The sequence below is a fragment of the Rhizobium sp. R634 genome (genome assembly GCF_002211305.1).
In the GTDB taxonomy this organism is placed as follows: Bacteria; Pseudomonadota; Alphaproteobacteria; order Rhizobiales; family Rhizobiaceae; genus Rhizobium.
In genome coordinates, this window is record NZ_LOKW01000029.1 from 235578 (window position 1) to 247548 (window position 11971).

Consider the following 11971-nt stretch of genomic DNA (forward strand, 5'->3'; position numbering starts at 1 on the left):
GCCAGTCAGCGCACTCCCAGCTCACGATGGGATCTGCGCAATTTTGCCGGTGTCACGTGATAGGCGCGCTTGAACCAGTTCACCAGATGGGCGCAATCCGTGAAGCCGCACTCGTAGGCGATCTGGGCGATGGACCTATCGCTGTTGAGCACCATCCACTTCGCCGCTTTCAGGCGCATCTGGCGCCAATATTCGCCGGGAGCGGCCTGCAGATGCTTCCGGAAAAGCCGGGAAAGCTCTCGTTCCGATGTACCGACGCTCGCAGCGATCTCGGCGACCGAACAAAGCTCATACATCTTCTGCCGCATCAGGCCGATCGCATTGGCGACCCGACGGTCCGCGCACTTCATGCCGAGATCCGGTTCTTCGACCGCTTCTCCCCTGTCGAAGCCGTGATCGCCGAGAAGATAGTGAAACGCCTTGTGCGCACGGGACTCCCCGCAAGCGTTGGACACCAGATACATTGCGAGCTTTATCGAAGCCAGTCCGCCCGGACAGGTGATGACGTTTCCGTCGACCACGACCGGCCGGTCGGTGATGGGCGTGACGTCGGGAAAGGTCTGCCGCAACAACCCGGCCAGGGTGAAATGGACCGCGCATCTTTTTCCGGCGAGCAGGCCGGCCTCGGCCAGCACGAAGCTTCCCGAGCAGTTGCCGGCCACCGGCACGCCTTGACGCGAGGCCGCCATGACGAAGTCGTAGAGCTCCGGCGGAACTTTATGATCGGCGTGGAGTATGCCGCCGTGCACGACGATGAAGTCGTAGTCACGCGGGTCGCCATATGTCCGGCCCGGCGTCAGTTCCAGGCCGCAACTCGACCGCACCGGATCGAGATTGTGCGACAGCAGCTCCCAGTCACAGTAGATCCGCCGGCTGAAGTCGCCTTCGTCACCTGCCAGCCGAAGAAAGTCCGTGAAACAGGCAAGCGGCATCAGCGTGAAGTTCGGCGTCGCCACGATCCCCACCCTGAGCGGTGAGGTTACATCGGGCGGCGGCTTGCTTGGCCCCGATTGAGAGTAGTCGCGCTGCAAACGAAGGTCCTCCGGGCCATCGAATTTGTCCTAAACGTACAATACCGCGGCGGCCAAGACAAATACGATCGGTGTGCATGGGGAGGCGAAGTGCCGAAGTGAGGAAACCGGCGTTCCGCCCGCCCAGCAGACAGGTCAAATGCACGAAAAGGGGAACGCAATGAAAAATCTTCTCGCAATTTCGACGGTCGCGTTGATCGCCGGCATCGCCTCGAACGCCCGCGCCGACTGCGGTTCCGTTACCGTTGCCAATATGAACTGGCAAAGCGGCGAACTTCTCGCCCATGTCGACAAGTTCATCCTGGAGCACGGCTTCGGCTGTCAGGTGGAGTTCGTTCCCGGCGATACGGTGCCGACGATCACCTCGATGGTGGAAAAGGGACAGCCCGACATTGCCGGCGAGGCCTGGGTCGATCTTGTCCCTGAGATCGTGAAACGCGGCGTCGACGAGCGCAGAATTGTAAATATCGGACCGGCTTTGTCCGATGGCGGCATCCAAGGCTGGTACATACCGAAATTCATCATCGACGCCCATCCCGAGATCAAGACGGTCGACGATGCCTTCGCCCACCCAGAGCTTTTCCCGGCCCCCGAGAAGACCTCGAAAGGCGCTGTTTTCAACGGCCCGGCAGGATCGGGCGGCTCGGTCGTCAGCGCCCAGCTTTTCAAGGCCTATGACGGCGATGCCAAAGGGTTCGAACTCGTCGATCCCGGCACCCAGGCCGGTCTCGATGTAGCCATGGCGCGAGCCTATGAGCGCAAGGAGGGATGGATGGGCTATTATTGGTCGCCGACCGCGCTGCTTGGGAAATATTCGATGGTTCGCCTGGAAGCCGGGGTCCCGCACGACATGGCGGAGTGGAAGCGCTGCAACACCGTCTCCGATTGTACCGATCCCAGGAAGAACGAGTGGCCGAAGGACCACGTCGTGACGCTCGTCTCGCAGCGGCTCGCGGAAAGCGGCAACACCGGGGTGGTCGATTACCTCAGCAAGAGGTCATGGAACAATCAGACCGTCAGCTCGGTCATGGCGTGGATGACCGACACCCAGGCGGGCGGCGAAGATGGCGCGTTGCACTTCTTCAAGGAGCATCCCGAAATTTGGAAGTCGTGGCTGAGCGCCGACGTGGCGAAGAAAATTACGGCCGCCCTCTGAATTCCCAGTGCGCGGGCCTCATAGGCCTGCGCATTCGCACGACAGGCAAGCCGTGAACCCCACAGGATTCGACATGACAAGCTCCTTTCCGAAGACCTTTTCCCCAATCACGCTGGCGGGCCATAGGCTCCGCAACAGGATCGTATTCGGCGCCCACACGGCAAACATGTCCGTCAATGGGCTGCCCGGTGATCAGACGATCGCCTATTATGTCGAGCGGGCGATCGGCGGTGCAGCCATGATCGTCGTCGAGCCGATGCCCGTGCACCCGGCCACCGTGCTGACGCGCGGTAATTTTCGGACATCTGATGACTCCGTCATTCCGGCCTTCCGGCGGCTGACCGGCAGCGTGAAGCAGCATGGGGCAGTTATCCTCCAGCAGCTCTATCATGTCGGAAGCCACGGAGATTCCGACCTTTCGTTTCATGCGCACTGGTCGCCTTCGGGAGGGCCGAGCTACCACGACAGCGACGGCTCGCATGCGATGACGGAGGACGAGATCGAGGAAACCATCGGAGCCTTCGTCAAGGCGGCGTTGCGCTGCCAGGCGGCCGGTTTTGACGGCGTGGAGGTCTGGGCTGCCTATGGCGGTCTGCTCGACCAGTTCTGGACGCCCTTCTACAATCGCCGCGACGATCGCTGGGGCGGAAGTCTCGAAAACAGGACGAGATTCTCCCGGGAAGTCCTCAGCCGCATCCGGCATGCCTGCGGTCCCGACTTCATCATCGGGCTGACCGTCAGCGACGAGCCCGGCTGTCCGACCGCCTTGAACCGCGACCAGTTGACGGAGATCGTCGCCGCCCTCGATGACGAGAGGCTGATCGACTACGTGACCTGCGGCTCCGGCGGATATTTCGACTATGGCAGCCTGATGCCGACCTTTCTCTATCCGGAGCGGTTGGGCGCCGAGTTGTCGGCACGCCTGAAAAAGGTCGTGAAGCATGCGCTGGTCACGGCGGAAAGCCATATCCGGACACCCGAAAACGCGGAGATCACGCTCGGGGAGGGGGCGGCGGATCTGGTTTCCATCGTCCGCGGCCAGATCGCCGACCCGCATCTCGCCAACAAGGCGCGTCTGGGAACGCCCGAGGATATAAGAGGCTGTCTTTCCTGCAACCAGATGTGCTGGGGCCGCCGGTCGCGCGACTATTGGATCAGCTGTCTGATCAATCCTTCCGTCGGGCGCGAAGCGGAATGGGGAGGCGACCGGTTCGAGCCTGTGGAAAATCCGCAATTCGTCCTGGTGGTCGGGGGAGGGCCGGCCGGCTTGGAAGCGGCTCGCGTGGCAGCCGAAAGAGGCCATCGCGTCGTGCTGGCGGAAGCCTCGGACCGGCTTGGCGGCGCTTTCCGCCTAGCCGGCGAGCAGCCGCGGCGGGCGCAGATACTGGACCTCATCCGGTGGTACGAGATCCGCTTCGAAAAACTCGGGGTCGAGGTGCGATTCAATAGCTATATCGAGGGCAGCGACGTCGCCGGCATCGGCGCCGACATGGTGATCCTGGCGACCGGATCGCTGCCGCAGGATTCCGGCTTCCAGAAGGCCATGCCCGATCGACCGGCACTCGCCGGGATCGAGAGCGGAAACGTCTTCTCCGCCGAAAGCGTCATGGCGCGTCAGGCAAGGCTCGGCAAACGTGTCATCCTGGTGGACGAGACCGGCGGCTGGAAGGGCTGCGGCACGGCCTGGAAACTCGCCGAGCAGGGACACGAGGTCGTCCTCGTGACGCCCGATGCGCTTATCGGAAAGGAACTCCAGCGCACCTCCGCCGACGTTCCGTTGCGGCGGACCCTCAGCATGCTCGGCGTCGAATTCCGGACGGAGGCCAGCATAGAAAGCTGGCAGGGAAATTCCGCGATCCTCGTCTCCCACCTGACGGGAAAGCGCGAGACGATCGACGCCGACAGCCTCGTCTTCTCCACGACCAATGTCGCCGCAAACTGGCTCGCCCTGGAACTGGCGGAACTCGGCATTCCCTTCGTCGAAATCGGCGACGGCGTGGCGCCAAGACAGGCTCCCTATGCATTTTACGAGGGCCGGCGGGCCGGAATGGCGATCGGCGTCGAGAAAGAGGTGCGAAGCGGGCAGGTGCCGAAAATTTCCGTGGCATAACCATATCCGAGGACGACCGCCGGCGCGCGGTCGTCTTGTGCAGGACGGCGCAACTCAATAGGAAGGCGGGATCCGGCCCAGAGAAGATACGGGACCGGGCCTGATACTATTGATTTTGAAGGAGAATATATTGCGCCGGGCCATTCAATTGCTGCTGACCGTCGTCATTGCATTCGCCGTGATCATCGGCTTCCGCTGGTACCGCTATGTCACCAATGTGGAAAGCCCGTATGATGAAGTCGGCATCGAGTTGAACAGCCGGATGCCCGGCCCGATCAACGCATGGGGATGCGCCACCCTTCATGCGACGTTTGCCGGCGCCCTGCCGCCCTATGGCTGCCAGGATAACGCCGATGCGGGCAAGTGGCGGTAAGCCCGAGACCCGTTACATCCTCAAAGCCGCGCGGTGAATTCCGGATTGGCCGCGCGGCATACGACATCCGATCGGCACAAGCGACGGCATTCGTGGCGTGGCCATTGAAGCCGCCGACCGCGCTCAGACGAATGAAGGACCGGATGCCTTCGGGCGTTTTCAGCACGCCCATTTCGTCTTCGCGCCGTGACGTCCACCCGTCCATCAAAAGTTCGTCTGACCCCATCAGCCGACGCATCGTGCTACGAAAATCATAACGCCGGGCGATTTGAAACCTCAGGTCTGCGCGGTGGAATTTCGAAATTCCGAGCACGCACATGGACCTCTCGAAGATCAAGACGCTGATCGACTTTGTCGGCCGATCGAACATTACCGAGCTGACCGTGACGGAAAAGGACGTGACGGTTCGGATTTTCAGAACGTCTCCGGGGCAGGAGGCCGTGGCCGCGCTCCCGCAAGAGGCAGGATCGACGGACAGCCTTGTTCCCGATGCGTCTTCGAGCCTCGCGCACACCTCCCATGCGGTAAAGGCACCGGTTTTCGGCGTTCTGCACCGGGCGCCCGCGCCCGGGGAGCCGCCATTCGTCGCGATCGGCGACGAGGTGGAGGAGGGGCAGACGCTCTTCATCATCGAGGCGATGAAGGTCTTCAACAAGATCGCCGCGCCGCGGGCCGGACGCATCACGCGCCTGATCGAAATCGACGGCGGCGAGATCGAGACCGGCGAGTTACTGGCGGAGATTGCCTGATGCCGGAAATCTCTAAACAAGCCGCCGCTGCCGGACGCCGCTTCGATACCGTGCTGATCGCCAATCGCGGCGAGATCGCCGCCCGGATAGAGCGCGCCTGCCGCGACCTCGGCCTGAAGACGGTCGCCATCTGCTCCGAGGCGGACAGGCAGGCGCCTTATATCAGGACCGCAGACGGTTTTCTTTGCATCGGCCCGTCGGCTGCGGGCAAGAGCTACCTCAACCAGGACGCGATCCTTCTCGCGGCACGCCTCACCGGCGCAGGCGCCATCCATCCCGGTTACGGTTTTCTGTCTGAGAACGCCGCATTCGCCGACGCGGTCGAAACGGCCGGGCTGGTCTTCATCGGTCCGACGTCTTCGTCGATCGCGACGATGGGCGACAAGATCGCGGCCAAGCGGGCGATGATGGCGGCCGGCGTGCCCTGCGTTCCCGGCCCCGATACCGCGCTGCCTGACGACCCTGATGCCATCGAGCGCATCGCGCTTGAGATCGGCTATCCTGTCATCGTCAAGGCGTCGGGCGGCGGCGGCGGGCGCGGCATGCGCGTCGTGCCGGAAGCCGGCCAGCTGCAGGAAGCCATCGCGCTGACGCGGGAAGAGGCGCGCAAGGCCTTCGGCTCGCCCTCGCTCTACATGGAGAAATTCCTGGAGCATCCGCGCCACATCGAGATCCAGGTTCTTTGCGACGATCACGGCAATGCCGTGTGGCTGGGGCATCGCGACTGCTCCATGCAGCGCCGCCATCAGAAGGTGGTGGAGGAAGCACCGGCGCCGGGGATCGCGCCCGATGTCATCCAGCCGGTCGGCATGGCATGCGTCGAGGCCTGCCGCCAGGTCGGCTACCGGGGCGTCGGAACCTTCGAATTCCTCTATGAAAACGGCGCTTTCTATTTCATCGAAATGAACACGCGGCTCCAGGTCGAGCACCCCGTCACCGAAATGACGAGCGGGCTCGACATCGTCCAGGCGCAAATCAAGGCGGCCCAGGGGGAGGTTCTGGATCTTGCTCAGGACGATGTGGCATGCGAGGGCCATTCCTTCGAATGCCGCATCAATGCCGAAGATCCCGAAACCTTCCTGCCGTCGGCGGGTGTCATCACCCATCTGGCCTTGCCCCAGGGGCCGGACATCCGCGTCGATACGCATATCCATGCCGGCTATAAGGTTTCGCCCTATTACGACTCGCTGATCGCCAAGCTGATCGTGCATGCGCCGACGCGGGCAAAAGCCATGGCCAGGATGTGCGAAGCGCTTGCCGGCACGGAGATCGAGGGGATCGCCACCAATCTTCCCTTCCTCAAGGCGCTGTTCGAGGACCACGCTTTCGCGCGCGGCGAGACGGATATCCATTATCTCGAGCAGTGGCTGAAGCTGCGGAGGGCGGCGGCATGAGCGCGATCGACTTCAGCGATCCCGCCATCATCGCATCCCTGACCGAGGCGCTGACGGCCGCGGGCGTGGACGGGCTGGAGATCTCCCGGCCGGACGGACAGCTGCGCATCGTCATCTCAGGGGAGGGCGGCGCCCGCATCAGTTCGACGAAGCCGACGCCCCGCGCGCCACGCACCGGACCTGTCGTCGTGAAGGCACCGATAGCAGGACATTTCTCCGTCGAACATCCCGCCACTTCTGCGGCACCCCAAACTCTGCCGCGCTCCGTATCCGATGCCGATATCCTCGGCTTCATCAGGATAGGCCATGTGCTGCTTCCCCTTCGCGCCGGCCGCTCCGGTGTTTTGACCAAGCTGCTTGCCGAGCCCGGCGCGCTGATCGGCTTCGGTGACCCTCTGTTCGAAATCGAGTTCTCATCATGATCGTCACGACGAACAGGCATGCGCAACGCGAGATCGTTCCGGCCACCCAAAGCCGGGCGCGGGTTTCCGCGATCGGTGCAAAGGCCTTCCTGCTCGAAGCGCCAGGCGATTTCGATCTTGCGGCGCAGCGGCGGATCTGGGCCCTGTCCCGGACCGTCAAGGGATGGGCGGAGCTTGCCGAGGATATTCCCGGGATGACCAACCTGCTGGCGATCTTCAAGCAGACGCCGGAAGATCCCGATGCCGCGGTCGCCCGCCTGCTTGAGGCGTGGGAGAATGCGCAGAGCATCGATCTCGAAGGCAAGACCATCGAAATTCCCGTCCATTACGGCGGCGAGCATGCGACCGATCTTCCGGCCCTTTGCGATCTCTCGGGCCTCAGCGATCACGAGGTGGTGCGCCTCCATCATGAGGCGACCTACCGCGTTTTCGCCTTGGGCAGCGCGCCCGGTTTCGGTTATCTGCACGGCCTCGACCCGCGCATCTATATGCCGCGCAAGACCGTGCCCTCGCTGAAGATGGCCAAGGGCTGCGTGACCATCGGCGGCATGCAGACCGGTGTCGCCATGCTGACCGGCCCCAACGGCTGGAATTCCATCGGTTTCGCGACGCTTGAGATGTTCGACCCCGCCTCGCCGAACCCTGCCATGATGGCGCCGGGAGATACGGTGCGGTTCCTGCCGGCAAGGATCGAACTATGATCGAGATCCTGGAAAGCGGCCCTTTCAACACGGTACAGGATCTGGGGCGGCCCGGTTATCGCGACATCGGCGTATCGGCGAGCGGCGCGATGGATCCGCTCGCGGTCCGGATCGGCAATAGTCTCGTCGGCAATGACGAGAGTGCGGCCGTGATTGAGGTGCAGACCTTCCCGTTCCGCCTGTGTTTCGAGCGGCGCACCGTCTTTGTCGTGACCGGCGCCGACGGCAATCCTCATCTTGACGGATCGGAGTTGCTGCCCTGGTGCGCCTATATGGCGGAGCCCGGACAGGTTCTCGAATTGAAGCAGCCGCCGCGGCTGGCGCGCGCCTATGTCTCCTTCGGCGGCGGGCTGGATATCCCTGTCGTCATGGGCTCGCGCAGCACGTCGCTGCGCGGCGGCTTCGGCGGCAATGCCGGCCGGCCGCTGGCGAAGGACGACCGGCTCACCGTCGGCGAGGATCTGGAGATTGCCATGCTGCCGGCCACGGGCCTTGCCGTTATCGAGCCGGCCGTGGCCCTGCGCGAGGTCTTCCCGGCTCCCGTCGACGGCGTATTGCCGATCCGCGCGCTGCCGGCCGGCGAGCATGATCTTTTCGCCGCGGACGGCGAAGCCTTCTGGAACCAGACCTGGCGGATTTCCTCCCGCAGCGACCGGACCGGCTACCGCCTGTCCGGCGAACCGGTCACGCCGACCGCATCGATCGAGATGCGCTCCCACGGCGTCGTGCCCGGGGTGATTCAGGTGCCGCCCGGCGGCGAACCCATCGTGCAGATGAGCGATGCGAATACCGCCGGCGGATATCCGAAGATCGCCGGCGTGATCGAATGTGATCTCTGGCGGCTCGGCCAGGCCCGCATCGGCGCCCGCCTGAAATTCGTCCGCTCGACGCATGCCGAGGCTCGGGCCGTGGAACAGGCTGTCGGCCGCTACGTCGAGGATGTCAGACAAACATGCGGGATGGTCAAACGCGCCCTGAAGGCGATGGCCTGATGCGGACATGCAAGAATGAGCCCAAGGCCATCAGAAGGAGGAACTCATGAAAATCGATCTGAATTCCGACATGGGCGAAGGATTTGGTCCCTACCGGCTGTGCGACGACGAGGCGATGATGAAGATCGTCTCCTCGGCCAACATCGCCTGCGGCTTCCACGGCGGCGACCCCGACACGATGGGGCGGATGGTCCGGCTTGCGAAGTTAAACGGCGTCGGCATCGGCGCGCATCCCGGCCTGCCAGACCGGTTGGGCTTCGGCCGGCGCGAAATACCGTTCCAGGCGGACGAGCTTCGCCAGCAGATGCTCTACCAGCTCGGCGCCCTGATGGCGATTGCCAGAGCCGAGCGGGTCGCCGTCTCCCATATCAGCTTCCACGCCGCCATGGGCAACATGGTCAACCGCGACCCCGTCCTCGCAGACCTGATGATGGATGCGATCGCCACCGTCGACGCCAGTCTCGTCGTCTTCGTCACATCGGGCAGCGAGATTGAGCAGGCCGCGAAACGCGCGCGTCTGAAGACGCTGGCGCTTTTCCTCGCGGACCGGGCCTATGATGCCGGCGGCAACCTCGTCGCGCGCGGGCTCCCTGGTGCCGTCATCAAGGACGAAGCCGCGGTACGCGCCCGGGTGCGGCAATTCCTGCTCAACGGGTCCGTCCGGACGATCGACGGAGCCGTAATCGCCATGCCGGCGCGCTCCATTCTCGTCCACAGCGACACGCCCGGCGCCCTCGAACTTGCCGGCATCGTGCGCGGCGAGATCGAAGCCACCGGCGCCACGCTCGCGCCCGCCACCGAACTCGCAGAATGAATGCAATCCCGATCGCCTGCCGGCGGTCTATCACTCCAATCCCTCATCGAAGGACCACGTCGATGTCCATCAAAGCCGACCGCCTGAAAAACGTCTCCATTTCAGCATCTGCCGCCATGACCCAGCGCGCCAGGGAACTGGCCGCCGAAGGGATCAAGGTCGTCAGCCTCTCCTCCGGCGAGCCGGATTTCCCCACCCCGGCACATGCGATCGAGGCGGCCCATGCGGCGGCACTTGCCGGCGATACGAAATATCCGCCGATGGACGGCACGCCGGCGCTGAAGGCCGCCATCATCCGGAAGTTCAAGCGCGACAACAATCTCGACTACGACGCCAGCCAGATCGTCGTCTCGGGCGGCGGCAAGCAGGTGATCTTCAACGCCATGCTGGCGACCTGCAATCCCGGTGACGAGGTGGTCATCCCCACACCTTCCTGGGTCAGCTATGCCGACATCGTCAAATTCGCCGGCGGCGTGCCGGTCGCCGTCCCCTGCCACGAAGAGACCGGCTTCAAGCTGCGTCCGGAGGATCTGGAAGCGGCGATCACGCCGCGCACCAAATGGCTCTTCCTGAATTTCCCGAACAATCCGACCGGCGCTGCCTGCACCCGGGCGGAGATGACCGCCATCGCCGAGGTCATGCTGCGCCATCCCCATGTCTGGATCATGACTGACGACATCTACGAGCACCTCGTCTACGACGACTTCCAGTTCTGCACGATGGCGGAAGTCGAGCCGAGGCTCTACGACCGCGTCCTGACGATGAACGGTGTCTCCAAGGCTTACGCGATGACGGGCTGGCGGCTCGGCTTCTGCGCCGGCCCGAAGGATCTGATCTCGGCCGTCAGCAACGTCAACGGCCAGAATGGCGGCGGTATTGCGACGCTGACGCAGGCCGCGGCGACCGCAGCGCTCGACGGGCCTCAGGACCTCCTGAAGGAGCGCGCCGCGATCTACAAGAAAAGACGCGACTTCGTTCTCGACAGATTGTCGGAAGTGGAAGGTCTGCGCTGCCATAGACCGGAAGGCGCCTTCTACATCTATCCCAACATGTCGGGGCTGATCGGCAAGACGAGCAAGGGCGGACGAAAGATCGAAACCGACGTCGATTTCGTCATGGCGCTGGTTGAAGAGCATCATGTCGCCACCGTGCAAGGCGCGGCTTACGGAATGAGCCCCTTCTTCCGCATTTCCTACGCCACGAGCATGGAAAAACTCGACGAAGGCTGCGCGCGCATAGCGCAATTCTGCCGGGACATGCGCTGACCGCTTTTAACCCTTTAGCCGCGCCGTCAGCCCGAGAAGGATGTCCCGGACGGCAAGGGCCGGCTCCGACAAAGGATTCTGGTCGGAAACGCAGAGCGACAGGGTTTCCTCTATCCTGGGCGAGACGAGCCGGCAGATCAGGGGCTCGCTCGATTCCGAGACGATGCGATCGGCAATGGCTTTCGGCATGATCGTCGCGCCGAGGCCGCTTGCGACAGCACGGGCCAGCGTGCGGACGATTTCGACTTCCGCCACGACTTTCAGATTGGTGCGTGTGCGCGTGAAGGCGGTGTCGACCGCGCGGCGGACGAAATTATAGGCCGGCGGCAACAGCATCGGCATCCCGTCGAGAGCGCTGACGGGAACGGGCTTCGCATCCGCTTCGATCGCAAAGTCGCGATGGGCAACGAGGAAGAATTCCTCGCTGAGGATCGGCTCGAACCGCACACCCTTGATCGGGCCGGTTCCATGCAGAAGCGCCATTTCCAGCCGGCCGTTCATGATCATCTGGCTATAGGTCTGGCCGACACTTTCGGTCATATGCAGCAGGATGCCGGGATGCAGTTTCCTGGTCTCGGCGAGCAGATCGACCGAGAGCGTCGCAGCGCTGCTGAAAGGCACCAGACCGACGGAAACGCGCCCCGCAAGCGAGTTGCCGGCGGCGGAAGCATCGGCCTGCGCCTGCTCCATCTGCCGTAGGATGATCTGCGCATGGCGATACACCGCATGCCCCGCATCGGTCATGCTGACACCTTGCTGGCTGCGGATCAGCAGCTTGTGGCCGAAATGCTCCTCCAGTGCCGCAAGCTGCTGGCTCAGCGCCGGCTGGGCGATATGCAAAAGATCCGCCGCGCGCGTGATGCTGCCGCTGTCGACGATCACGATGAAGGATTTGAGGCGTCTGATGTCCATGAGGATCGGGGTACCATTCTAATCTGCATGGCAGCATGTTTGCAGAGGCGCA

At 63.4% G+C, this 11971-nt stretch carries 12 protein-coding genes; 10 read left to right on the forward strand and 2 right to left on the reverse strand.

What is annotated here, in order from left to right; translation table 11 throughout:
* Positions 1 to 5 precede the first annotated feature (5 nt).
* Positions 6 to 956, reverse strand: coding sequence for a helix-turn-helix domain-containing protein (locus tag ATY77_RS32000; protein ID WP_245314416.1), 951 nt, complete (start codon positions 954 to 956; stop codon positions 6 to 8).
* A gap of 235 nt (positions 957 to 1191) precedes the next feature.
* Between ATY77_RS32000 and ATY77_RS32005 the strand changes: the two genes are divergently transcribed.
* The 10 genes from ATY77_RS32005 (at position 1192) to ATY77_RS32055 (ending at position 11007) form a co-directional block, all read left to right on the forward strand.
* Entirely contained in the window at positions 1192 to 2187 is a 996-nt protein-coding gene (locus tag ATY77_RS32005; protein WP_088690418.1) for an ABC transporter substrate-binding protein, read from the forward strand.
* A 73-nt stretch (positions 2188 to 2260) separates the two neighbouring features.
* Positions 2261 to 4297, forward strand: coding sequence for an FAD-dependent oxidoreductase (locus ATY77_RS32010; protein ID WP_141103981.1), 2037 nt, complete (start codon positions 2261 to 2263; stop codon positions 4295 to 4297).
* 130 nt (positions 4298 to 4427) lie between these two features.
* Positions 4428 to 4670 carry a hypothetical protein gene (locus tag ATY77_RS32020; protein ID WP_088690420.1) on the forward strand — a complete coding sequence of 81 codons (243 nt, stop codon included), beginning with the start codon at positions 4428 to 4430 and terminating at the stop codon, positions 4668 to 4670.
* A gap of 317 nt (positions 4671 to 4987) precedes the next feature.
* Positions 4988 to 5419 (forward strand): acetyl-CoA carboxylase biotin carboxyl carrier protein subunit, encoded by a 432-nt coding sequence (locus ATY77_RS32025; RefSeq protein WP_088690421.1) that lies wholly within the window; start codon positions 4988 to 4990, stop codon positions 5417 to 5419.
* Positions 5419 to 6813: an acetyl-CoA carboxylase biotin carboxylase subunit gene (gene accC / locus ATY77_RS32030; protein WP_088690422.1), complete on the forward strand. Its 1395-nt coding sequence runs from the start codon at positions 5419 to 5421 to the stop codon at positions 6811 to 6813. Before ATY77_RS32025 ends, accC begins: the two co-directional genes overlap by 1 nt.
* A complete protein-coding gene (locus tag ATY77_RS32035; protein ID WP_088690423.1) occupies positions 6810 to 7235 on the forward strand; it encodes an acetyl-CoA carboxylase in 426 nt (141 codons plus the stop codon). Before accC ends, ATY77_RS32035 begins: the two co-directional genes overlap by 4 nt.
* Positions 7232 to 7936, forward strand: coding sequence for a 5-oxoprolinase subunit PxpB (pxpB, locus tag ATY77_RS32040; protein ID WP_088690424.1), 705 nt, complete (start codon positions 7232 to 7234; stop codon positions 7934 to 7936). Before ATY77_RS32035 ends, pxpB begins: the two co-directional genes overlap by 4 nt.
* On the forward strand, positions 7933 to 8928 hold the full coding sequence (locus tag ATY77_RS32045; protein ID WP_088690425.1) for a biotin-dependent carboxyltransferase family protein: 996 nt from the start codon (positions 7933 to 7935) through the stop codon (positions 8926 to 8928). Before pxpB ends, ATY77_RS32045 begins: the two co-directional genes overlap by 4 nt.
* 46 nt (positions 8929 to 8974) lie before the next feature.
* Positions 8975 to 9742: a 5-oxoprolinase subunit PxpA gene (locus tag ATY77_RS32050; RefSeq protein ID WP_088690426.1), complete on the forward strand. Its 768-nt coding sequence runs from the start codon at positions 8975 to 8977 to the stop codon at positions 9740 to 9742.
* 62 nt (positions 9743 to 9804) lie between these two features.
* Positions 9805 to 11007 carry a pyridoxal phosphate-dependent aminotransferase gene (locus tag ATY77_RS32055; RefSeq protein WP_088690427.1) on the forward strand — a complete coding sequence of 401 codons (1203 nt, stop codon included), beginning with the start codon at positions 9805 to 9807 and terminating at the stop codon, positions 11005 to 11007.
* Positions 11008 to 11013: 6 nt separating this feature from the next.
* On the opposite strand, the gene nac is transcribed toward ATY77_RS32055, so the two are convergent.
* Positions 11014 to 11919 (reverse strand): nitrogen assimilation transcriptional regulator NAC, encoded by a 906-nt coding sequence (gene nac, locus ATY77_RS32060; RefSeq protein WP_088690428.1) that lies wholly within the window; start codon positions 11917 to 11919, stop codon positions 11014 to 11016.
* Positions 11920 to 11971 lie beyond the last annotated feature (52 nt).